This is a genomic window from Pseudomonas sp. SDO52101_S400 (assembly GCF_054071635.1).
On sequence record NZ_JBSVWF010000055.1, the window covers coordinates 15,342 to 37,050 of the forward strand.

Sequence of the window (21,709 nt, forward strand, 5' to 3'; positions counted from 1 at the left end):
GATGATTGCGGCTTATGAGAGATAAATCTGTAGGAAACGGGGGCGCTTAAACAGTGAAATCACGACTGGTTGAATAGGTAATTTATCTTCGGCGGCTGGATCCTACGCTGCCGTGGCTGGATGCTTTGAACCGTCATACCGCAGAGTCCGGGTTTCAGTACGCGTGAAAGCGCATATCGATCTCGAACCGGGTCAGATCGGCCACCCGGGTCTGCGCTGACCCGACCCGTCCTTCAAGCTCTACCTCGACGTCCATGCGCTGCCCCTCCAGAGCGCCCCCCGCCCGCGCAGGAATCAGGCTTTGCCCGGCGGGCCAGACATCCGCACCGGATGCGACACCCGGTTCAAATGCAAGCCACTGCACAGCCTTGCCATCCACCCGGACAGCCATCACATGGACCCTCAACGCCCCTGCGCCAAACCGATAGTCCACGGCATCCGCTGCCGGCGCCGCCAGGTCAAGTCGCAGTGGTCCTGCCCGGTCACACTGAACGGTGATCTGTACCCGTCGGCGCCCGAAACTCAACTGGTCATTCTCTACGGGCTGTTGCAGCAACTGACCGCGCGTCATCGCTCCAAAATCGACGGAAGGCTGCCCCAGCCTGACGGCACAGTCCGATTGCGCCTGTGACTGATCGGCGACAAACATGCTGCCGAGCAATGCCAGACCGATCATGCCGGTATTCAAACGATGCATGGTGACTGACTCCTTAAACCGCGTGGCAGGTGGCATGCGCCGTTTCGTACAGCGATTGCGTGTCGGGGTGTTCGCTGATGTCGTAGGACAGCCGACAGCGACTGCCATCGGGTAGCACCACGTGCAAAATCGTGTCCGGCCGGACATCGGGCAAAAAGATCGTGCCGGCTTCCAGTACGTTGGTGATGTACTGCCCCTGCGCATCGACAACGGCTCCACCCTTGCGCAGAAGAACGTTGTCGGCGGTGCGCGCCTGTAACAGCAGGCGCCGCGCGGTGACCATGTCGAATGCAAGGTGCGCTACCGCACCACGCCCGGCTTCGACTTCCTGGTAAGCGTTGTGCACATCGACATTGCGCCCCAGGCTGGCCGTGTCGAGTTCAACCCGTCCTTTGCTGTACGCCGGCAGACTCGCCGCCACGGCGTGCCCGGAATAGTCGGTCCAGACCGGGCCGCGCGAGGTGTTCAGCTTGACGCCAGCACTGTCGCCGGCCTTGAGCAAGGCAAAGGTTTCGCGCAGCGGATAGGGCGACAGGGTCACGCCCTCACCATGGATCAGCGCACCGCCGCGAAAGCCGATGTCATAGTTCTGGTTACCGGCACCGCTGCGGGAATAGCCCATGTCCATCTGACTGTAGCGGGGCAACAGGTTGACCCGCCCGTTGAACCCGGCACTACCGTTATCCGGCCGTTCGGCGCCGATACTGTAGGCCAGGGTATCGCTGATCTGTTCATTGAATCGCAGACCGCTGCGGGTGCCGCCCACGTTGTCGTTGCGCACATAGCCGCGCATCGTCTGCCGCGCACCCAACGGCAGACTGACACTCAGATAGGCTGCCGTGCCGCGCGCATCGTCCGGCGTACCGGCAACATCGCGTTCAACCGACAATGTCACATTGGCCCGCCGAATGTTCTGCGACCAGGCCAGGGCGACTCTTGAAGTGGTCGTCCTGTCAAACAGGGAGAACCGCGAGTAGCTGGCCGATAAGCCACCAAACATCGGACTGCTGGTGCTGAGATTGGCCGTCAGTTGATTGCGCACCCGCTGAAACGGCTGATCATGGTGCGAGTCCCAGGTGGTGTCCGACAGTGTGCGGAACCCCTGAGTCTGTTGGGTCAGCGCGACACTCCCCGACAACCTTTCACTCAACAGACCGCTGGCCGTCCACTGCAACTGTGTGCCGGATACGCCTTGATCCTGCGCCCGGGAAATCACCTGTCGGCCACCGAGCACCAGCCGATCGCCGACGTTGCCCTGCATCGCCCAGCCCATCGACTCATAACCTGTGCCGAGCATGGCGCCGGCCGTGACCTGCCCGCGCTGCCCCAGCCGCCAGTCCTTGCTGGCAGCGGCGAAGGACGGCGTATCACGGTCATCACCGGCGTAGCGTCTTACCTGGCCGACCGCCAGCCCATAACCGGCCGGCCGCCCCGTCATCCCCCCACGCAACTGCGTCGCCGGCACGATGAAGCGCCGCTGCTGCCCGTCCTCTTCATGCACCGTCACTTCCAGATCCACGCTCTGACTGAGCAACGGCAAACCGACCAGGGTGAACGGGCCAGCGGGCACCACCGTGGTGTAGATCAGCGCACCATTCTGTGTGACTTCGATTCGCGCGGTGGAATAGGCAATGCCTTCTACCCGCGCACCTGAGCTGTCATCGTCCAGCGCCATCAAGGCAAGTTCCGGCTGCACCTGAAAGCCGTTGAAGGCCTCACCGGAAAACAGCGGCGAAACCATATTCAACTGACCCAGTTGCAGGTTGGCCTGATAACGTTCCGAGGTGTGCGAGGCATAGGCATACAGGTGCTCGAGACGATCCTGACCGGCGAACTCGCTGTACACCTGACGACTGCGAAACGACCAGTCCGCTGCATTCAGGCCCAGTTCAGCGTTCAAGTTCCGGTACTGCGATGACTGGCCGGCGAAACGGCTGCCAAGCAATAAGGCATCGTAGTTGAACAGGCCTGCCGTACCACCGTTCAGGAAGCTGCGACGGGCCGGGCGATCGGGCGACAGCGCGTCGGTGGGCAGCAGCAGGGCAATGTGTTCCTGCGACGGATCGGCTTGCACCACAGCGTCAGGAAAGTACCGGGCGAACAGGTCGCATCCCGATCCATCCCTCGACTCGACATGATCCGCAGCCCTGATACCGCCCCTCTCCAGCAGTGTCGGCGTGAAGCACAGTTGGCCTTCGGCATCGAACGTGACCTGCACCCGCCCCTTGGGGACTCCGTTGACCGACAGGTTTACAGCCTGTTCGCCCTCGCGAAAGCGCGGCGCCCGGCTGAAGTAGTCGGCCAGACGTGGATCGAGTCCGCGTGATTTCAGTACATCCTGATTGAACAGCACGGACACAAGCTCGGCGCCATTGGTGGCAGGAGCGGCGCCCACAGCGATCATCAGCGCGGCGCCGGCCAGATAACGTCGATACATCAATCCGTCACCAGCGGTGCGTCGAAATGCGCAATGGCGAAACCGTAAGTGGTCACTGGAAACAGTCGTACCTGGAGCGGCGAATGACCCGGCTCGGCCATCCCGCTCAAGGTCAGCTGTTCGCCGGGCAATACATAGGTGCGCCCCAGATCCATCTCCTTGCCACCCGGCAACAACATCACCGAATGGCCCAGTCGCACAACATACGGGCTGGGATTGCGTACCTTTACCTCAGTGCCCTGACGTGACCAGACCAGATGCTTCCAGGGCTCACGGTCGACCGGCAGCTTTGCCGGCCGCAGGATCGCCGGGATGTTCTGGCGCACACTCAGGCTGACCTGCGCCTTGCCCGTCGAATCCTGCGGCGCGATCCCTTCGAACACCACACGCTTGAGGCGCTCGGTTTTCAGCGGTTCAGCGCTGCGCAGGATGAATCGCACACGCTGTGTGGCGCCAGGCTCCACCCGGGCGACCGGAGGCGTCAGCAGCAGCAATGACTCCGTGTCTTGCGGCACATCTTCGACAGAGGTGTGCAGCAGCGCCGGATGCGGCTCGCTGTTGAACACATTGATCCCCGCCTCGCCCAGCCCTTCATCGAGCACCAGGACCGGCGTTTCGGGAACCATCCCCGCCGCCCGGATCGACCCCGGCCACAATAAGAACACCAGCAGTACACGGGTGATGGCGTTGCGTGTGAACGCGTTCATGTCTTTGTCCACAGGCGAGCGCGCAGCCGGCAACAACGCCGGGCCACGAGCCAGCCGATCAGGTTGATTGGAAATGACAGGCCACGCAAAGGCCGCACCTGTCGAGAGTCACTGCAAAGCCTTGTTGTGCCTCAAGCCCGGCACAATCACGCGTCCCTTCAGAGGTAAAGCAACTCGAACGTTGCCGAACCGTTCAGTGCGAACTCGGATGTGATCGGCAGACTCGCCGACGGGCCGATGACGGGGACCAGCGTCATGGGAAACGTATGCACGGTGCCCGGTGTAGGGCCTGCAGCCAGCGACGCTCCCCACGAGTACCGAAGGTTGCCACCCTCGGTGTTTTTCCCGACCAGCGTTGCCGTATCGGGGGTGTCCCAGTTGGCCATGTCTCCCTGTTTGTAGAGGATCATCGACGGCTGGCCGTCGACGGTCGGTGTGCCGAATCGCAGACCGTAACCACCGATTTTCGCCCCCGCGACTTCACCGATCCCGTAGATGTACATGGCCCAGTCGTAGCCATCGATGACAATCCCGGGCAGCCGTGTATGAGTCTGGTTGTCGTGCACTTTGATCGCCATGGGCGCGGCGGCGGAGCAACTGACGCTCAACGTTATGTTGCGGTTTTGCAGCTCGGTCTGCCGATCACGGTTCAGTGAACCGGCAGGAATGTCTCCAAGGTCGACCGTATTGCCGCCGGTGAAGGCCGGTGTACACGAGGTCGGAATAATGGTGCCCGTGATTGTCAGGTCCGCACTATCGGCCATGACCAATGCCGGTGACAGGGCGGCTGCGACAGCAATTGCATGAAAAGTCTTGTTCATGAAAATTCTCACTCCATAAGAACCGAAAGATGACAGCCAGCTGCGCGTCTTCTACTGAAAAACAGGAGAATTCCTGTTTCAAAATCAGCGTTGTCATTATTCCAATTGCTCCCTGGCAGTGATGTAAGGCGAAGGCGCAATTCACACTGGAAAAATCGCTGCCGGGCGTAGCTGATGTAAGCCGGAAAAATCGCCGATCTGTTTAAGAACTCTCGCGCTGCCGACAGTCTCAAGCTACACACGGCTCTGCGCCGGGGGTCGGATTTTCCGGGCGCCGCACGGATAACACTCGACGCCTGCCGTGCCATACTCCTGACCTCGCCACCGACCCGGAACGATCCGACTTGAGCTCCAGACACTCATTGCCGTTTGCCCTGTTGCTCATCCTGTTGATCAGCGGCTGCGCTTCGCTGGATGTTCCCCGGGAACCAAGCCAGGCCTTGCCGGCGAGCGGATCGGCGTTCGGACGCTCGATCCAGGCCCAGGCGGCGCCCTACAGAGGTCAGTCCGGCTTTCGTCTGCTGTCCAACAGCACCGAAGCCTTCACCGCTCGCGCCGAGTTGATCCGCAACGCCCAAAGCAGCCTCGACCTGCAGTACTACATCGTCCACGACGGCATCAGCACACGAATGCTGGTGGAAGAAGTGCTCAAGGCCGCCGACCGTGGCGTGCGGGTACGTATCCTGCTGGACGACACCACCAGCGACGGCCTCGACCTGATCATCGCCACGCTGGCGGCGCATCCGAACATCCAGATTCGCCTGTTCAATCCACTGCACCTGGGGCGCAGCACCGGCGTAACCCGTGCGGCCGGGCGGCTGTTCAACCTGTCACTGCAACACCGTCGGATGCACAACAAACTGTGGCTGGCAGACAACAGCGCCGCCATCGTCGGCGGACGCAATCTGGGTGACGAGTACTTCGATGCCGAGCCCAACCTGAACTTCACCGACATCGACATGCTCAGCGTCGGGCCGGTGGCCGAGCAGTTGGGACACAGTTTCGACCAGTACTGGAACAGCGCCCTGAGCAAACCGATCGAGGAATTCCTCTCCAGCAAGCCATCGGCCAAGGACCTGCAGAACACCCGCACTCGCCTGGAAGAATCCCTGGATGAAACCCGCAAACAGAATCACGCGCTGTACCAACAGCTGATGACCTTCACCACCCACCCACGCATGGACATTTGGCGCCGGGAACTGATCTGGGCCTGGAACCAGGCGTTGTGGGATGCACCGAGCAAGGTCCTGGCCGACGGCAAACCCGATCCGCAGTTGCTGCTGACCACGCAACTGGCACCGGAGCTGCGGGGTGTGAGCAAGGAACTGATGATGATTTCCGCCTACTTCGTGCCGGGCCAGCCGGGGCTGGTTTACCTGACCGGCCGTGCCGATGCGGGCGTGTCGGTGAGCCTGCTGACCAACTCGCTGGAAGCCACAGACGTGCCGGCGGTGCACGGTGGTTACGCGCCGTATCGCAAGGCGCTGCTGGAACATGGCGTGAAACTGTTTGAGCTGCGGCGTCAGCCTGGGGATAACTTCGGTAGCGGCCCGCACCTGTTTTACAGCAAATCGTTTCGCGGCTCGGATTCCAGCCTGCACAGCAAGGCGATGATCTTCGACGGAAAAAAAGCGTTCATCGGCTCGTTCAATTTCGACCCGCGTTCGGTGCTGTGGAACACCGAAGTCGGGGTGCTGGTGGACAGCCCGGAACTGGCTGCCCATGTTCGGGAGCTCGCCTTGCAGGGCATGGCGCCGGCGCTGAGTTACGAGGCGAAATTGCAGGATGGAAAAGTCGTCTGGGTTACCGAAGACAACGGCCAGATGCACACGCTGACCAAGGAGCCCGGCAGCTGGTGGCGAAGGTTCAATGCGTGGTTCAGCACCACGGTGGGACTGGAGCGGATGCTCTAGCAGCCCGCTCCACCCCGATCATCAGGCAGGCTCCGGCACCTTGCCGAACGCCCCTTGCCGCGACAGCAGAATCACCAGACCGAACGCCCCAGCCGCCATCAGCCACGGCAACGCGTGCCCACTGATCCACTGACTGCCCGCTCCCGCCATCAAAGGTCCGATCAGACAACCGACACCCCACAGTTGCGCAACATGCGCATTGGCTCGCACCAGCGCATCATCGCGGTAGCGCTCACCAATCAGGATCAGCGACAGGGTGAACAGGCCACCGGCACTGGCGCCGAACAGCACCCACAGCGGCCAGATCAACAAGGTGTCGATCAGCATCGGGATCGCCAGACTCGACAGCATCAGCACCACGGCGCAACCGGTGAACAAGGTCCGCCGCGACAGGTAGTCGGCCAGCGCACCGATGGGCAACTGCAGCAGCGCATCGCCCACCACCACGGTGCTGACCATCGCCAGCGCGATTTCCGCGGTAAAACCCTGTTGCAGGCAGTACACCGGCAACAGGGTCAGGATCATTGCCTCGAATGCGGCGAACAGCGACACCGCCCAGGCGATTGCCGGCAGCTCGCGAGCGAAGCCCCACAGATCGCCGAAGGTCACGCTGCTGGCTTCACTGCTCGGCGCCCCGCTGCGACCCAGCAGCAGAAGCGGAGACACCATCAACAGACCCACACCCACCCAGAAACCATAATCGTGATCAGTGCCAAGCGCGCCCAACAGCAGCGGGCCGGACAGTTGGCTCAACGCGTAACTGCTGCCATACAGCGCCACCAGCCGCCCGCGCCAGTGCTCGACCACCAGTTGATTGATCCAGCTCTCACCGAGGATGAACACGATGGTCAGGATTACCCCGATCATCAGCCGCAGCACCAGCCAGATCGGGTAACTCGGCAACAGTGCCAGCAGGCCGATGGACAATGCCCCGCCCCACAGACAAAGACGCATCAGGTTCGCCGTGCCGAAGCGCGCCGCCAGATGGCTGGAAATCTTCGCCCCCAGCAACACGCCAATGGCCGGCATCGCCGCCATCACGCCGATGGCGAAGGCGCCATAACCCCAGCCTTCCAGACGCAACGACACCAGCGGCATGCTGACACCGAGGGCCAGGCCAACACTCAAGACAGACGCCAAAACGGCGAAATACGTCGCCCAACGCATGGTCCACGCTCCTGTGGATATTTTTTGTATTCACACAAAACCAATGTGGGAGCGGGCTTGCTCGCGAATGCAGTCTGACAGTCGACATTGTTGCTGACTGACACACCGCTTTCGCGAGCAAGCCCGCTCCCACATGGGATCTCTGTTTCGTCAGGGAGCCCGGGGTGTCCGGGCTCCCGTCAACGGATTACAGCTTGATCCAGGTCGCCTTCAGCTCGGTGTACTTGTCGAAAGCATGCAGCGATTTGTCACGGCCGTTGCCCGACTGCTTGAAGCCGCCGAACGGCGCGGTCATGTCGCCGCCATCGTACTGATTGACCCACACGCTGCCGGCACGCAATGCCTTGGCGGTCAGGTGCGCCTTGGAGATGTCCTGAGTCCAGACCGCTGCCGCCAGACCGTAAGGCGTGTCGTTGGCGATGTTGATCGCTTCTTCGGCCGTGTCGAAGGCAATGACCGACAGCACCGGGCCGAAGATCTCTTCCTGGGCGATCTTCATCGCGTTGCTCACACCGTCGAAAATTGTCGGCTCGACGTAAGTGCCGCCGGTTTCCTGAAGGATGCGCTTGCCGCCGGCCACCAGTTTGGCGCCGTCGGTGTGGCCCGACTCGATGTAGGACAGCACGGTGTTCATCTGCTGGGTGTCGACCAGCGCACCGACATTGGTGGCCGGGTCCAGCGGATTGCCCGGTTTCCAGGCTTTCAAGGCCTCGATCACCATCGGCAGGAATTTGTCCTTGATCGAACGCTCGACCAGCAGGCGCGAACCGGCGGTGCAGACTTCGCCCTGGTTGAAGGCGATGGCGCTGGCGGCGGATTCAGCCGCCGCTTGCAGATCCGGCGCATCGGCAAACACGATGTTCGGGCTCTTGCCACCGGCTTCCAGCCAGACGCGTTTCATGTTCGATTCGCCGGAATAGATCATCAATTGCTTGGCGATCTTGGTCGAACCGGTGAATACCAAAGTGTCGACATCATTGTGCAGCGCCAGCGCCTTGCCGACGGTGTGGCCGTAGCCCGGCAGCACGTTCAGCACACCTTTCGGAATCCCGGCCTCGACTGCCAGCTCGGCGATACGGATGGCGGTCAGCGGGGATTTTTCCGACGGTTTGAGGATCACCGAGTTACCGGTCGACAGCGCCGGACCGAGTTTCCAGCAGGCCATCATCAGCGGGAAGTTCCAAGGCACGATGGCGCCGACTACGCCCACTGGCTCGCGGGTTACCAGACCCAGTTGGTCGTGAGGGGTAGCGGCGACTTCGTCGTAGATCTTGTCGATCGCCTCACCGCTCCAGCTCAGCGCTTGCGCCGCGCCCGGAACGTCGATGTACAGCGAATCGCTGATCGGCTTGCCCATGTCGAGGGTTTCGAGCAGGGCCAGTTCTTCGGCATGCTGTTTCAGCAAGCCGGCGAAACGGATCATGGTGGCTTTGCGTTTGGTCGGCGCCAGGCGCGACCAGACGCCGGAATTGAAGGTGGCGCGAGCGTTTTCCACGGCACGCTGGGCGTCGGCGGCGTCACAGCTGGCAATCTTGCCCAGCAGACGGCCATCGACCGGGCTGATGCACTCGAAGGTCTCGCCGGAGACGGCATCGGTGTACTCGCCATTAAGGTAGGCGCGGCCTTCGATCTTCAGGTCGCGGGCGCGTTGTTCCCAGTCGGCACGAGTCAGGGTGGTCATTCGAGTGTCCTCCTCTTGTTCAATACGAGCGCCGCGATCGTCGCGGTCGTCCTCAAGAATACTGCCCGGCCAGCCTGTTTTCGGCCCAAGGCATCCGCCACCCTAAACCAGCGGCCGGGGTTGTTTCAATATATTTGACATAAGGCGCTTATACAGCCTTGCGGCGTTCAATTTAATCAACATAGACTTTGGCCCTTTCAAGCCACCGCGCCGTCATCACGGGAGAAAACAACAATGAACATCCAGAACGTCGTCGACATCAGCCTGACCATGGATCAGGCCGAACGCTACCGCCCGGACCCGGCCAAAGTGCTCAAAGGCGATCCCGAACAAGCGGTGTTCAATCAGTACGACAGCCCTTGCGGGCAAATGGGCGTCGGCGTGTGGGAAGGTGCAGTCGGGCAGTGGACGGTGAATTACACCGAACACGAATACTGCGAAATCCTCCAGGGCGTTTCAGTACTGCGCGACAGTGAAGGCAATGCCAAGACCCTGCGTGTTGGCGACCGCTTCGTGATTCCGGCCGGTTTCCGCGGCACCTGGGAAGTGCTGGAGGCTTGCCGCAAGATCTATGTGATCTTCGAAGAAAAATAACTATGTAACGCACGACCGAATGCTGACGGGTTGAAAATCGGGTCGTCCATAAGGACATTCCCGTCACGTATAAGGAAGTGCGGCATGACCAAAATAGAAGCTTTCAACAAGATTCAGCACTTGATCGGCACCCCGTATGTAGAGACCGTAAAGGCCTACATCAACGAACTGACCGGTTTCACCGCCAGCGGGCCAATTCAAGGACCAGATAACCTCCGGGCCAGGTATAGGACCGTGGACATCTTCACCTGCAACGAAGGCAAGATCCTGTCGTTCCAGATCCACGAATAATTGGCGCCCACTGAAAGGCTTACCTTTCGAAGGCCTGCATCGCGAGATGCAGGCCTTTTTTGTCACGATCCCCCCCCCCGGCCACCACAATCGCCGGGCAACAAAAAAGGCCCGTATCGTGAGATACGGGCCTTTTTCGTAAGTCGGGAAAAATCAATTACTTGATTTTGCCTTCCTTGTAGATCACGTGCTTGCGAACAACCGGATCATATTTCTTGATCTCGATTTTGTCCGGGGTAGTACGCTTGTTCTTGTCGGTAGTGTAGAAGTGACCAGTACCGGCGCTCGAGATCAAACGAATCAATTCACGCATGATTAGCTCCCTTAAACCTTGCCGTCGCGACGCAGCTCGGCCAGCACAACGCTGATGCCACGCTTGTCGATGATACGCATGCCTTTGGCGGAAACGCGCAGGCGTACGAAACGTTTCTCTTCTTCAACCCAGAAGCGGTGATGCTGCAGGTTCGGCAGGAAACGACGACGGGTTTTGTTGTTTGCGTGGGAAATGTTGTTCCCAGTCACCGGACCCTTACCGGTAACTTGACATACTCTAGACATGCCTCAGCCCTCTAAAACCACATGCCCAACCCGGCATGGGTTGGCCGCTTAATCTCTAGTCATTGTGGCGCCAGGCGCCGCGATTCTTTAGAGGTCTTACCGGCTACACCTACAAGCGAAGGAACCGGGCCCCTAGAAAAGAGCGCTGCTTTATACCAGAAAGACCACGGAGCAACAACTTTCCGTGTGCAAAGAATGGCTAAAAAGCCGCTTTTCCCGCCCGCAAGCGGCTTGGGCAAAGGCTGGCGGCAATTTTTACCATTCGTCGAAGAAAACCGATCATACCCGCAATCGAGACTTTTCCCGCCGCCACTTCCGACAAATCATCAGCCACGCAGCCCCGAAAATGCAAAAAGGGGATAGTCATTTGCAATCGCGACCACTAGGGTAGGCCTTTTCCAGACTGCACTTGCAGATGGGCCTTCGATCTGTAAAGGAAGCCGACCATGCGCCTCGCTGCCCTCCCCCTGCTGCTTGCCCCGCTATTGCTGAGCCCCCTGGCCCATGCCGCCGCCCTGAGCGTGTGCACCGAGGCCAGCCCTGAAGGGTTCGACGTGGTGCAATACAACTCGCTGACCACCACCAACGCCTCAGCCGACGTGCTGATGAATCGCCTGGTGGACTTCGACACCGCCAGCGGCAAGGTGGTCCCGAGCCTGGCCGACAGCTGGGAAGTCAGCACCGACGGCCTGAGCTACGTGTTCAAGCTGCACCCGCAGGTGAAGTTTCACACGACTGATTACTTCAAGCCGACCCGCGAGCTGACCGCCGAAGACGTCAAATTCAGCTTCGACCGCATGCTCGACCCGGCCAACCCGTGGCACAAGGTCGCCCAGAGCGGCTTCCCGCACGCCCAGTCGATGCAGTTGCCGAGCCTGATCAAGAAAATCGACGCACTGGACCCGCTGACCGTGCGCTTCACTCTTGATCACCCAGACTCGACGTTCCTCGCGACCCTGAGCATGGGTTTTGCTTCGATCTATTCCGCCGAATACGCCGACAAACTGCTGAAGGCCGGCGCGACCGACAAGCTCAATAGCCAACCGGTCGGCACCGGCCCGTTTGTCTTCACCCGATTCCAGAAAGACGCGTCGATCCGCTACAAGGCCAACCCTGACTACTTCGGCGGAAAACCTTCGGTGGACCCTCTGATCTTCGCCATCACCCCGGACGCCAACGTGCGCCTGCAAAAGCTGCGGCGTAATGAGTGCCAGATTGCCCTGTCGCCGAAACCATTGGACGTACAGGCCGCGAAAGAAGAACCGACGCTGAAAGTCGAAAAGACTGACGCGTTCATGACTGCTTTCGTTGGGATCAACAGCCAGCATCCACCGTTGGACAAGCCGGAAGTGCGTCAGGCGATCAACCTCGCCTTCGACAAGGCCAACTACCTGAAAGCTGTGTTCGAAGACACCGCCGAAGCTGCCAACGGCCCATACCCACCAAACACGTGGAGCTACGCGAAGAACCTGCCGGGCTACCCGCACGACGTGGAAAAAGCCAAGGCGTTGCTGGCCAAGGCCGGATTGAAGGACGGCTTCCAGACCACTATCTGGACGCGCCCGTCCGGCAGCCTGCTCAACCCGAACCCGAGCCTCGGCGCACAACTGCTGCAATCGGACCTGGCGGAGATCGGCATTCAGGCGGAAATCCGCGTGATCGAATGGGGCGAGCTGATTCGCCGCGCCAAGGCTGGCGAGCATGACCTGCTGTTCATGGGCTGGGCCGGTGACAACGGCGACCCGGACAACTTCCTCACGCCGCAGTTTTCCTGCGCGGCGGTGAAGTCCGGCACCAACTTCGCCCGCTACTGCAACGCTGATCTGGACAAGCTGATCAGCGCCGGCAAGACCACCAGCGAGCAAGGTGTGCGTACCAAGCTGTATGAGCAGGCGCAGGCGCAGATCCAGCAGCAGGCCTTGTGGCTGCCGCTGGCGCATCCGACGGCGTATGCGCTGACGCGTAAAGACGTGCAGGGTTACTCGGTGAGCCCGTTCGGGCGGCAGGACTACTCCAGGGTCAACCTGAAATAACTGCCACACCCTGAAACCTGTGGGAGCTGGCTTGCCAGCGATGACGGCGGCACATTCAGCACAAATGTTGCCTGTCAGTCCGCTATCGCTGGCAAGCCAGCTCCCACAGGGATCGGCGTTTTCCTGAGAGTTACATCCAGCCACACTCCGCCATCGACAACGGCTCCCCATCACCAACAATGAAGTGATCGAGCACCCGCACATCGATGAACTCCAAAGCCTTCTGCAATCGCTTGGTCAATAATCGATCAGCCTGACTGGGGTCGGTGTTTCCCGACGGATGGTTATGGCACAGGATCACGGCCGCCGCGTTATTGGCCAACGAGCGCTTCACCACCTCCCGGGGATGCACCGCCGTATTGTCGATCGAGCCCCGAAACAGCGTTTCAAAGGTCAACACTTGATGTTTGGAGTCCAGAAACAGACAGCCAAACACTTCGTGCGGCTCGTGGCGCAACATGGCCTTGAGATAATCGCGGACCACCTGTGGATTCTCCAGCGCCGTTTTCTGCCGCATGCGCTCGGCCAAATGTCGCCGCCCCATCTCCAGTACAGCCTGCAGTTGAGCAAACTTCGCCGGCCCCAGGCCCAATTGCTCGCTGAACGCCCCGAGATCAGCCTCCAGCAACGCCCGCAGGCTGCCGAACTGATTCAGCAAGTGTCGCGCCAGATCCACCGCGCTTTTACCGGATACGCCGGTTCGTAGAAAAATCGCCAGCAATTCGGCATCGGAAAGACTTCCCGAACCCTGTTCAAGCAGCTTCTCCCGCGGCCTTTCCGCCGCCGGCCAATCGCGAATACTCATACACGTTCCTTGTCTGTGGGCACCGCTGTTCCGTAGCGGTCGCTGTGATATCGTAGCCCATCTTTTTTGCGGGCGAATTCACCCTGGGGAGGGGGTTTCGCCACGTATGTCACCAACGAAATGAAAGGCAGACCTATGCAGCGGCTGTATCGGAAACGCATCGTTCTGGGCGTCGGCGGCGGCATTGCTGCCTACAAGAGCGCCGACCTTGTGCGCCGCCTGATCGATCAGGGCGCCGAAGTGCGCGTGGTCATGACCCGTGGCGGCAGCGAATTCATCACCCCGCTGACCATGCAGGCCCTGTCTGGCCACCCGGTTCACCTGGACCTGCTCGACCCGGCCGCCGAAGCGGCGATGGGCCACATCGAACTGGCCAAATGGGCCGATCTGGTGCTGATCGCCCCGGCCACCGCCGACCTGCTCGCCCGCTTGGCCCAAGGCATCGCCAACGATCTGCTGACCACGCTGGTGCTGGCCACCGACGCCATCGTCGCTGTCGCCCCGGCCATGAACCAGGCCATGTGGCGCGATCCGGCGACCCAGGCCAACCTGCAACTCCTTGAAAGCCGTGGCCTGAAGACCTTCGGCCCGGCCTCCGGCAGCCAGGCCTGCGGTGACGTCGGCATGGGCCGCATGATGGAAGCCACCGACCTGGCCCAGCTCGCGGCGGACTGCTTCCAGCGCCAGGCGCTGACCGGCAAGCACGTGGTGATCACCGCCGGTCCGACCCAGGAAAACATCGACCCGGTGCGCTACATCACCAACCACAGCTCCGGCAAAATGGGCTTCGCCCTTGCGGAAGCGGCGGTGGAAGCCGGCGCCCGCGTGACCCTGATCAGCGGCCCGGTGCATTTGCCGACGCCGGACCGCGTGACCCGCATCGACGTGGTCAGCGCCCGCGACATGCTCGCCGCGTGTGAAGCCGCGATTCCTTGCGACATCTTTATCGCCTCGGCAGCGGTCGCGGACTACCGCCCGGAAGTCGTCGCCCCGCAAAAATTGAAGAAAGACCCTACGAGCGGTGACGGCTTCGTCCTGCAAATGGTGCGCAACCCGGACATCCTGGCCACCATTGCGACCCGTCCCGACCGTCCGTTCAGTGTCGGTTTCGCCGCCGAGACCGAACACCTGCTCGACTACGCTGCGCGCAAGCTGAAGGACAAGAATCTCGATCTGATCGTCGCCAACGACGTCGCCAACCCGAGCATCGGTTTCAACAGCGAAGAAAACGCCTGCAGCGTCATCGACCGTGGGCTGCACGCCACGGTTTTCGCCCAGACCAGCAAGAGCAAGATCGCTCGCCAGCTGGTCACTTTTATCGCCGAACGTCTGAACCAGGTTTAATTTACATGCACGCTTTGCAAGCCAAGATCCTCGACCCACGCATCGGCACCGAATTCCCGCTGCCGCAATACGCCACACCGGGCTCCGCCGGCCTCGACCTGCGCGCCATGCTGGAACAGGACATCGTGATCAAACCGGGTGAAACCGTGCTGATTCCTACCGGTCTGTCGGTCTATATCGGCGACCCGAACCTCGCCGCGCTGATCCTGCCGCGTTCGGGCATGGGCCATAAGCACGGCATCGTGCTGGGCAATCTGGTCGGCCTGATCGACTCCGACTACCAGGGCCCGCTGATGGTGTCCTGCTGGAACCGTGGCCAGACCGAATTCACCATGCCGGTCGGCGAGCGCCTGGCGCAGCTGGTGCTGGTGCCGGTGGTGCAGGCGCATTTCGAAATGGTTGAAGAGTTCGTCGAAACCGAGCGCGGCGCTGGTGGTTTTGGCCATTCCGGCACCAAGTGATCGGCTAGAAAATCGTCGTGGCGAGGCAGTATTTCTCGCCACGAATTTCAAATTGTCATCTGCTAGGTTTAGCGCCGGAAATCAAGGCATTGGCAGGCCGAAGCCACGCCGGTCAAGGCGTCATGGCCCTTTCACACCACGAACTCTCTGTGAAAACCGCCGTCATACCCTTCAGTTTGAGCCTGCCGTCGAGATGATTCGTCGGTGTGTCCCGCCACTTTCGAGATGGAGCATTTCTGCAGATGAGCCCCCCCGCCCAAGTCGCCCCGAAGCTTCCCGACAGCATCTTCCGCGCCTATGACATTCGCGGCACCGTGCCGGAATTCCTCAATGCCGAAACCGCTTACTGGATCGGCCGCGCCATCGGTTCCCAGAGCCTGGCCCAGGGTGAACCGAATGTTTCCGTCGGCCGTGATGGCCGCCTGTCTGGCCCGGAGCTGGTCGCTGAACTGATTCGCGGTATCGCCGAAAGCGGCTGCCATGTCAGCGACGTCGGCCTGGTGCCGACCCCGGCGCTGTATTACGCCGCCAACGTGCTGGCCGGCAAATCCGGCGTGATGCTCACTGGCAGCCACAACCCGTCGAACTACAACGGCTTCAAGATTGTGATCGCCGGCGACACCCTCGCCAACGAACAGATCCAGGCCCTGCATGAGCGCCTCAAGACCGGCAACCTCAGCAGTGGCCAGGGCAGCGTGACCCAAGTCGAGATCCTCGACCGCTATACCACCGAAATCGTCCAGGACATCAAGCTGGCCCGACGCCTGAAAGTCGTGGTCGACTGCGGCAACGGCGCGGCCGGCGTGATCGCCCCGCAACTGATCGAAGCACTGAACTGCGAGGTCATCCCGCTGTTCTGCGAAGTCGACGGCAACTTCCCGAACCATCACCCGGACCCGGGCAAACCTGAGAACCTCGTCGACCTGATCGCCAAGGTCAAGGAAACCAAGGCTGACATCGGCCTGGCCTTCGACGGTGACGGCGACCGCGTCGGCGTGGTGACCAACACCGGCACCATCGTTTTCCCGGACCGTCTGCTGATGCTGTTTGCCCGCGACGTGCTGGCCCGCAACCCGGGCGCGGAAATCATCTTCGACGTCAAATGCACCCGCCGCCTGATCCCGCTGATCAAGGAATATGGCGGCCAGTCGCTAATGTGGAAGACCGGTCACTCGTTGATCAAAAAGAAAATGAAACAGTCCGGCGCGTTGTTGGCCGGTGAAATGAGCGGGCACATCTTCTTCAAGGAGCGCTGGTTCGGTTTCGACGACGGCATTTACAGCGCTGCACGGCTGCTGGAGATCCTCAGCAAGGAAAAATCCGATGCGGAAACGCTGTTCGCGACCTTCCCGAACGATATTTCTACGCCGGAAATCAATATCCATGTGACCGAAGAGAGCAAATTCAGCATCATTGATGCACTGCACGATGCGCAGTGGGGCCCAGGCGCCGACCTGACCACCATTGACGGCGTGCGGGTCGATTACGCCAAAGGCTGGGGCCTGGTGCGCGCCTCCAACACCACACCGGTGCTGGTGCTGCGCTTCGAGGCCGATGACGAGGCTGAATTGCAACGCATCAAGACTGTGTTCCATGCCCAACTGAAACGCGTTGCACCTGATCTCCAACTACCGTTCTGATTTCTGATTCACCCGGAGCCCTGAATGACCCTCGAACGCGAAGCCGCCGCCCACACCGCCCAGGTCCTGTCCGAAGCGCTGCCTTACATCCGACGTTATGTCGGCAAGACCCTGGTGATCAAATACGGCGGCAACGCGATGGAAAGCGAGGAGCTGAAAACCGGCTTCGCCCGCGACATCGTCTTGATGAAAGCCGTGGGCATCAACCCGGTGGTGGTACACGGCGGCGGCCCGCAGATCGGTGATCTGCTCAAGCGCCTGTCGATCGAAAGCCACTTCGTCGATGGCATGCGCGTTACAGACGCGGCGACCATGGACGTGGTGGAAATGGTCCTCGGCGGCCAGGTCAACAAAAGCATCGTCAACCTGATCAACCGTCACGGCGGCAGCGCCATCGGCCTGACCGGTAAAGACGCCGGGCTGATTCGTGCGAAGAAGCTCACTGTTACCCGCCAGACCCCGGAGATGACTCAGCCGGAAATCATCGACATCGGTCAGGTAGGCGAAGTGGTCGGGATCAACACCGAACTGCTGAACCTGCTGGTCAAAGGCAACTTCATCCCGGTGATCGCGCCGATTGGCGTAGGTGAGAACGGCGAGTCGTACAACATCAACGCTGACCTGGTGGCTGGTAAAGTCGCCGAAGCGCTGAAAGCCGAGAAGCTGATGCTGCTGACCAACATCGCCGGCCTGATGGACAAGTCGGGCACCGTGCTGACCGGCCTGAGCACCCAGCAGGTCGACGACCTGATCGCCGACGGCACGATCTACGGCGGCATGCTGCCGAAGATCCGCTGCGCACTGGAGGCGGTTCAGGGCGGCGTGGGCAGCTCGCTGATCATCGACGGCCGCGTACCGAACGCGATCCTGCTGGAAATCTTCACCGACACCGGTGTGGGCACGCTGATCAGCAATCGCAAGCGTCCGTAAGCCGTAGCGCAAACAAAAAGACCCCGCTCAGTCAGACTGAGCGGGGTCTTTTTTTGCCCTGAAGAAGCGATCAGACGCCGAACTGGGCGCGATAGGCTTCAACGGCTGGCAGGTGCTGCTTGAGCTGCGGGTCGTCTGCCAGGAATTCCAGCACCTGGTTCAGCGACACGATGCTGATGACCGGAATGCCGAAATCACGCTCGACTTCCTGAATCGCCGACAGCTCGCCGTTGCCGCGCTCCTGACGGTTCAGGGCGATCAGCACGCCGGCGGCCTTGGCGCCGTCCTGGGAAGCGATGATCTGCATCACTTCACGGATCGCGGTGCCGGCGGTGATCACGTCGTCGATGATCAACACGTCGCCGGTCAGCGGCGCGCCGACCAGACTGCCGCCTTCGCCGTGGGCCTTGGCTTCCTTGCGGTTGAAGCACCAAGGCAGGTCACGGTTGTGGTGTTCGGCCAGCGCCACGGCAGTGGTCGCTGCCAGCGGGATGCCTTTGTAGGCCGGACCGAACAGCACGTCGAACGCAATACCGCTCTCAGCGATAGCTGCGGCGTAGAAACGCCCCAGCTGCGCCAGCGCGGAACCCGAGTTGAACAGGCCGGCATTGAAGAAGTAAGGACTGGTGCGCCCGGACTTCAGGGTGAACTCACCGAAGCGCAAAACGCCGCGATCGATGGCAAAGCGAATGAAATCGCGCTGATACGCTTGCATGAAAAAAACCCCAAATACCACGGATTTAGCTAATTAGCTTGACGCCGTGTATCATACACGCACGCGATTTTTGGGGCCATTTATGCGGATCATCAGTGTGAACGTCAATGGTATTCAGGCTGCAGTCGAGCGAGGTTTGCTCAGTTGGCTGCAGGCACAGAATGCCGACGTCATCTGCCTGCAGGACACCCGTGCCTCCGCCTTTGAACTGGATGACCCAGCCTTCCAACTGGACGGCTACTTCCTTTATGCCTGCGATGCTGAAGTCCCTGCCCAAGGCGGCGTGGCTTTGTATTCGCGGTTGCAACCGAAGGCTGTCATCAGCGGTCTCGGTTTCGAGACGGCCGACCGCTACGGGCGCTACCTGCAAGCAGATTTCGACAAAGTCAGTATTGCCACCTTGCTGCTTCCTTCGGGGATGAACGGCGATGAGGACTTGAACCAGAAGTTCAAGCTCATGGACGACTTCGGCAAGTACCTGGACAAACAGCGGCGCAAACGTCGCGAGTACATTTATTGTGGCTCGCTGTACGTCGCGCAGCAGAAGCTCGACATCAAGAACTGGCGTGACAGCCAGCAATCCCCGGGCTTCCTGGCGCCAGAACGCGCCTGGATGGACGAGATTGTCGGCAACATGGGCTACGTCGATGCCCTGCGCGAAGTCAGTCGTGAAGGCGACCAGTACAGCTGGTGGCCGGACAACGAACAGGCCGAGATGCTGAATCTGGGCTGGCGCTTCGACTACCAGATCCTGACCCCGGGCCTGCGGCGCTTCGTGCGCAGCGCACGCCTGCCGCGTCAGCCACGGTTCTCGCAGCACGCGCCGCTGATCGTCGACTATGACTGGACGCTGACCATCTAAGCGTCCTATCGCGGTTGAAAAAATGCCCGTATCGCAAGATACGGGCATTTTTGTTGGAAAAGACCTCAGACCACGGCGAAAAACGGCAGGGCCAGGTACAGTTTGATCACAATGACATTGATGATGTCGATGAAAAACGCCCCAACCATCGGTACCACCAGAAATGCTATCTGCGAAGGCCCGTAGCGCTGTGTCACTGCCTGCATGTTGGCAATGGCTGTTGGTGTCGCACCCAGCCCGAACCCACAGTGCCCTGCCGCCAGCACAGCCGCATCATAGTTGCGCCCCATCACCCTGAACGTCACGAAGATCGCGAACAGCGCCATGACCAGCGCCTGCACCGCCAGAATGATGAAAATCGGCAACGCCAACGCCGCCAGATCCCACAGCTTGAGGGACATCAGCGCAATCGCCAGAAACAGCGACAGACTGACGTTGCCCAGCACCGAGACCTCGCGCTCAAACACCTGATACAAACCAAGCGCCGAAAGGCCGTTGCGCAACACCACCCCCACGAACAGCACACAAACGAATGTCGGCAATTCGAATGCCGTCCCGTGCAACAGGCCATTCAGAAGATTACCGGCCAACAGGCTGACAGCGATCAGGGCAAGGGTCTCGATAAACGAAAATGGAGTTATCGAGCGTTCTTTGTTCGGCTGTTCAAAACCCTTTGGCAGGCGCGGCACCTCTTGCAAGTCGCAGCCAGGCACCTGAACACGCTTGATGAGCAAGCGCGCAACCGGCCCACCGATCAAACCACCCAGCACCAGACCGAAAGTTGCGGAGGCAATCGCCAGTTCAGAGGCGGAAGCCAGACCGTATTTCTCATTGAATACCGCTCCCCAGGCTGCGCCGGTCCCGTGACCACCCGCCAGTGTAATAGAGCCCGTCAACAGCCCCATCAGCGGGTCGAGCCCCAGCATTGTGGCAAGGCCGATCCCCATGGCGTTCTGCAGCACCAGAAGCCCGGTGACCGCCAATAGAAAGATCCCGACAACACGACCGCCCTTCTTGAGGCTGGCGAAGTCTGCACTCAGACCGATTGTGGCAAAAAACGCCAGCATCAGCGGTGTTTGCAGCGAGGTATCGAAGCGAACTTCCATATCAAACGTTCGCAACACCAAAAGAGCCAGAGCAACCAACAGGCCACCCGCTACCGGCTCGGGAATATTGAAATTGCGCAGTAAACCAACCCGCGCGACAAGACCACGTCCCAGTAGAAGTACGAGGGAGGCGGCCACGAGCGTTCCGTAAAAATCGAGCTGAATCATCTGAGTTATTCTTGGCTATATATTCAGAGGCGAACTTTCCCTGGAAACGCCTCATGAGCCGGCGGACTTACTCAACACCGACAACACTGGAATTCAAGAGCCTTCGATGGCTTGAACATATCGAAATATTTCTGAAGGAATATTACGTGCGGCAACCTTAACAAGCGAAAAGTCATGCTGCCAATAACCTTGATCACTATTAAGGCATTACAGTTGTGACTAAAAATGTAAGGCCAAATATATATCAAACCTTTTCTACCGCTCATCGCAGACAGACTAATCCTACAAGCAATAGAGCTTTATTTAGTTGCGAAAAGGCCCTGACAAGTCAGGGCCTTTAAAACATGTTGAATTATATATTCCAACATGAATGCTTCGACTGAAGACTATTTGATCAAACGCCAAGTGAACGGGTAGCGGTAGGGAAAGCCTTCGTTGGCTTTCACCCCACCGATGATCGTCAGCACCAACGCAGCAATGGCCAGCAGACCGAACAATACGAAGCCGATAATCAGTAACATCAGGACGAAGCAGATCATCGAAGCAATCGCTACGGTGATCTGAAAATTCAGCGCCTCTTTACCCTGCGCATCGATAAACGGATCCGTCTCGCGCTTCATCTGCCACAGGACCAGCGGCCCGATCAGCGTGCCGAACGGAATCCAGATCCCCAGCAAGGCGGACAAGTGACAAAACATCGCCCACTGACGAACCTCCTGGCTCGGCTTGGGCAGCAACTCTTGCTCATCACTCATCGCGTCCTCCTTGCGGTTACGAAA

20 protein-coding genes and 1 pseudogene are annotated in these 21,709 nt (G+C 60.1%); 9 read left to right on the plus strand and 12 right to left on the minus strand.

Annotated features, from left to right (window positions below):
* Nucleotides 1–154 precede the first annotated feature (154 nt).
* The 4 genes from ACW9HX_RS23300 to ACW9HX_RS23315 form a co-directional block, all read right to left on the minus strand.
* On the minus strand, nucleotides 155–697 hold the full coding sequence (locus tag ACW9HX_RS23300; protein ID WP_457382408.1) for a hypothetical protein: 543 nt from the start codon (nucleotides 695–697) through the stop codon (nucleotides 155–157).
* A 13-nt stretch (nucleotides 698–710) separates the two neighbouring features.
* The gene (locus tag ACW9HX_RS23305; protein ID WP_457382409.1) at nucleotides 711–3,134 is read right to left on the minus strand and encodes a fimbria/pilus outer membrane usher protein; all 2,424 of its coding nucleotides are present in this window, start codon (nucleotides 3,132–3,134) and stop codon (nucleotides 711–713) included.
* On the minus strand, nucleotides 3,134–3,841 hold the full coding sequence (locus ACW9HX_RS23310) for a fimbria/pilus chaperone family protein (RefSeq protein WP_457382410.1): 708 nt from the start codon (nucleotides 3,839–3,841) through the stop codon (nucleotides 3,134–3,136). Before ACW9HX_RS23310 ends, ACW9HX_RS23305 begins: the two co-directional genes overlap by 1 nt.
* 158 nt (nucleotides 3,842–3,999) lie before the next feature.
* Nucleotides 4,000–4,662 carry a DUF1120 domain-containing protein gene (locus tag ACW9HX_RS23315; protein ID WP_457382411.1) on the minus strand — a complete coding sequence of 221 codons (663 nt, stop codon included), beginning with the start codon at nucleotides 4,660–4,662 and terminating at the stop codon, nucleotides 4,000–4,002.
* A 344-nt stretch (nucleotides 4,663–5,006) separates the two neighbouring features.
* On the opposite strand from ACW9HX_RS23315, the gene ACW9HX_RS23320 reads away from it, so the two are divergent.
* On the plus strand, nucleotides 5,007–6,575 hold the full coding sequence (locus ACW9HX_RS23320) for a phospholipase D family protein (RefSeq protein ID WP_457382412.1): 1,569 nt from the start codon (nucleotides 5,007–5,009) through the stop codon (nucleotides 6,573–6,575).
* 21 nt (nucleotides 6,576–6,596) lie between these two features.
* On the opposite strand, the gene ACW9HX_RS23325 is transcribed toward ACW9HX_RS23320, so the two are convergent.
* Nucleotides 6,597–7,742 (minus strand): MFS transporter, encoded by a 1,146-nt coding sequence (locus ACW9HX_RS23325; RefSeq protein ID WP_457382413.1) that lies wholly within the window; start codon nucleotides 7,740–7,742, stop codon nucleotides 6,597–6,599.
* 187 nt (nucleotides 7,743–7,929) lie between these two features.
* On the minus strand, nucleotides 7,930–9,423 hold the full coding sequence (locus ACW9HX_RS23330; RefSeq protein ID WP_085708877.1) for an aldehyde dehydrogenase: 1,494 nt from the start codon (nucleotides 9,421–9,423) through the stop codon (nucleotides 7,930–7,932).
* Between the two features lie 234 nt (nucleotides 9,424–9,657).
* On the opposite strand from ACW9HX_RS23330, the gene ACW9HX_RS23335 reads away from it, so the two are divergent.
* Together ACW9HX_RS23335 and ACW9HX_RS23340 are read left to right on the plus strand one after the other, a co-directional pair.
* Nucleotides 9,658–10,017 (plus strand): cupin domain-containing protein, encoded by a 360-nt coding sequence (locus ACW9HX_RS23335; protein ID WP_457382414.1) that lies wholly within the window; start codon nucleotides 9,658–9,660, stop codon nucleotides 10,015–10,017.
* An 84-nt stretch (nucleotides 10,018–10,101) separates the two neighbouring features.
* Complete coding sequence (locus tag ACW9HX_RS23340; RefSeq protein ID WP_457382415.1) at nucleotides 10,102–10,308, plus strand: hypothetical protein; 207 nt, start codon at nucleotides 10,102–10,104, stop codon at nucleotides 10,306–10,308.
* Between the two features lie 157 nt (nucleotides 10,309–10,465).
* Here ACW9HX_RS23340 and rpmG read toward each other — a convergent pair whose 3' ends face one another.
* Together rpmG and rpmB are read right to left on the minus strand one after the other, a co-directional pair.
* A complete protein-coding gene (gene rpmG, locus ACW9HX_RS23345; protein ID WP_003177274.1) occupies nucleotides 10,466–10,621 on the minus strand; it encodes a 50S ribosomal protein L33 in 156 nt (51 codons plus the stop codon).
* An 11-nt stretch (nucleotides 10,622–10,632) separates the two neighbouring features.
* A complete protein-coding gene (gene rpmB, locus ACW9HX_RS23350; protein WP_003177273.1) occupies nucleotides 10,633–10,866 on the minus strand; it encodes a 50S ribosomal protein L28 in 234 nt (77 codons plus the stop codon).
* Between the two features lie 446 nt (nucleotides 10,867–11,312).
* On the opposite strand from rpmB, the gene ACW9HX_RS23355 reads away from it, so the two are divergent.
* The gene (locus tag ACW9HX_RS23355) at nucleotides 11,313–12,899 is read left to right on the plus strand and encodes an ABC transporter substrate-binding protein (protein ID WP_457382416.1); all 1,587 of its coding nucleotides are present in this window, start codon (nucleotides 11,313–11,315) and stop codon (nucleotides 12,897–12,899) included.
* Between the two features lie 130 nt (nucleotides 12,900–13,029).
* Here ACW9HX_RS23355 and radC read toward each other — a convergent pair whose 3' ends face one another.
* Nucleotides 13,030–13,704: a RadC family protein gene (radC, locus tag ACW9HX_RS23360; RefSeq protein WP_457382417.1), complete on the minus strand. Its 675-nt coding sequence runs from the start codon at nucleotides 13,702–13,704 to the stop codon at nucleotides 13,030–13,032.
* Nucleotides 13,705–13,839: 135 nt separating this feature from the next.
* Here radC and coaBC point away from each other — a divergent pair, with 135 nt between their 5' ends.
* The 4 genes and pseudogenes from coaBC (at nucleotide 13,840) to argB (ending at nucleotide 18,079) form a co-directional block, all read left to right on the plus strand.
* Nucleotides 13,840–15,048, plus strand: coding sequence for a bifunctional phosphopantothenoylcysteine decarboxylase/phosphopantothenate--cysteine ligase CoaBC (gene coaBC, locus ACW9HX_RS23365; RefSeq protein WP_085708873.1), 1,209 nt, complete (start codon nucleotides 13,840–13,842; stop codon nucleotides 15,046–15,048).
* Between the two features lie 5 nt (nucleotides 15,049–15,053).
* A complete protein-coding gene (gene dut / locus ACW9HX_RS23370) occupies nucleotides 15,054–15,509 on the plus strand; it encodes a dUTP diphosphatase (protein WP_065258173.1) in 456 nt (151 codons plus the stop codon).
* Between the two features lie 263 nt (nucleotides 15,510–15,772).
* Nucleotides 15,773–17,149 (plus strand): annotated as a pseudogene (locus tag ACW9HX_RS23375) (phosphomannomutase/phosphoglucomutase); the annotation flags it as partial.
* A 24-nt stretch (nucleotides 17,150–17,173) separates the two neighbouring features.
* On the plus strand, nucleotides 17,174–18,079 hold the full coding sequence (argB, locus tag ACW9HX_RS23380) for an acetylglutamate kinase (protein ID WP_003229488.1): 906 nt from the start codon (nucleotides 17,174–17,176) through the stop codon (nucleotides 18,077–18,079).
* A 70-nt stretch (nucleotides 18,080–18,149) separates the two neighbouring features.
* On the opposite strand, the gene pyrE is transcribed toward argB, so the two are convergent.
* On the minus strand, nucleotides 18,150–18,794 hold the full coding sequence (gene pyrE, locus ACW9HX_RS23385; RefSeq protein ID WP_008047079.1) for an orotate phosphoribosyltransferase: 645 nt from the start codon (nucleotides 18,792–18,794) through the stop codon (nucleotides 18,150–18,152).
* A gap of 82 nt (nucleotides 18,795–18,876) precedes the next feature.
* Between pyrE and ACW9HX_RS23390 the strand changes: the two genes are divergently transcribed.
* On the plus strand, nucleotides 18,877–19,656 hold the full coding sequence (locus tag ACW9HX_RS23390) for an exodeoxyribonuclease III (RefSeq protein ID WP_007920349.1): 780 nt from the start codon (nucleotides 18,877–18,879) through the stop codon (nucleotides 19,654–19,656).
* A gap of 65 nt (nucleotides 19,657–19,721) precedes the next feature.
* Here ACW9HX_RS23390 and gltS read toward each other — a convergent pair whose 3' ends face one another.
* On the minus strand, nucleotides 19,722–20,930 hold the full coding sequence (gene gltS, locus ACW9HX_RS23395) for a sodium/glutamate symporter (RefSeq protein ID WP_457382418.1): 1,209 nt from the start codon (nucleotides 20,928–20,930) through the stop codon (nucleotides 19,722–19,724).
* A 386-nt stretch (nucleotides 20,931–21,316) separates the two neighbouring features.
* On the minus strand, nucleotides 21,317–21,685 hold the full coding sequence (locus ACW9HX_RS23400) for a DUF4870 domain-containing protein (protein WP_085731380.1): 369 nt from the start codon (nucleotides 21,683–21,685) through the stop codon (nucleotides 21,317–21,319).
* Nucleotides 21,686–21,709: the final 24 nt, after the last annotated feature.

Coding starts and splice junctions, on each gene's coding strand:
- ACW9HX_RS23305 (WP_457382409.1), bottom strand. CDS start 3,134: ATGTATCGACGTTATCTGGCCGGCGCCGCGCTGATGATCGCTGTGGGC.
- ACW9HX_RS23310 (WP_457382410.1), bottom strand. CDS start 3,841: ATGAACGCGTTCACACGCAACGCCATCACCCGTGTACTGCTGGTGTTC.
- gltS (WP_457382418.1), bottom strand. CDS start 20,930: ATGATTCAGCTCGATTTTTACGGAACGCTCGTGGCCGCCTCCCTCGTA.
- ACW9HX_RS23340 (WP_457382415.1), top strand. CDS start 10,102: ATGACCAAAATAGAAGCTTTCAACAAGATTCAGCACTTGATCGGCACC.
- argB (WP_003229488.1), top strand. CDS start 17,174: ATGACCCTCGAACGCGAAGCCGCCGCCCACACCGCCCAGGTCCTGTCC.
- ACW9HX_RS23300 (WP_457382408.1), bottom strand. CDS start 697: ATGCATCGTTTGAATACCGGCATGATCGGTCTGGCATTGCTCGGCAGC.
- ACW9HX_RS23325 (WP_457382413.1), bottom strand. CDS start 7,742: ATGCGTTGGGCGACGTATTTCGCCGTTTTGGCGTCTGTCTTGAGTGTT.
- ACW9HX_RS23400 (WP_085731380.1), bottom strand. CDS start 21,685: ATGAGTGATGAGCAAGAGTTGCTGCCCAAGCCGAGCCAGGAGGTTCGT.
- ACW9HX_RS23355 (WP_457382416.1), top strand. CDS start 11,313: ATGCGCCTCGCTGCCCTCCCCCTGCTGCTTGCCCCGCTATTGCTGAGC.
- rpmG (WP_003177274.1), bottom strand. CDS start 10,621: ATGCGTGAATTGATTCGTTTGATCTCGAGCGCCGGTACTGGTCACTTC.
- ACW9HX_RS23330 (WP_085708877.1), bottom strand. CDS start 9,423: ATGACCACCCTGACTCGTGCCGACTGGGAACAACGCGCCCGCGACCTG.
- coaBC (WP_085708873.1), top strand. CDS start 13,840: ATGCAGCGGCTGTATCGGAAACGCATCGTTCTGGGCGTCGGCGGCGGC.
- rpmB (WP_003177273.1), bottom strand. CDS start 10,866: ATGTCTAGAGTATGTCAAGTTACCGGTAAGGGTCCGGTGACTGGGAAC.
- pyrE (WP_008047079.1), bottom strand. CDS start 18,794: ATGCAAGCGTATCAGCGCGATTTCATTCGCTTTGCCATCGATCGCGGC.
- radC (WP_457382417.1), bottom strand. CDS start 13,704: ATGAGTATTCGCGATTGGCCGGCGGCGGAAAGGCCGCGGGAGAAGCTG.
- ACW9HX_RS23335 (WP_457382414.1), top strand. CDS start 9,658: ATGAACATCCAGAACGTCGTCGACATCAGCCTGACCATGGATCAGGCC.
- ACW9HX_RS23315 (WP_457382411.1), bottom strand. CDS start 4,662: ATGAACAAGACTTTTCATGCAATTGCTGTCGCAGCCGCCCTGTCACCG.
- ACW9HX_RS23390 (WP_007920349.1), top strand. CDS start 18,877: ATGCGGATCATCAGTGTGAACGTCAATGGTATTCAGGCTGCAGTCGAG.
- dut (WP_065258173.1), top strand. CDS start 15,054: ATGCACGCTTTGCAAGCCAAGATCCTCGACCCACGCATCGGCACCGAA.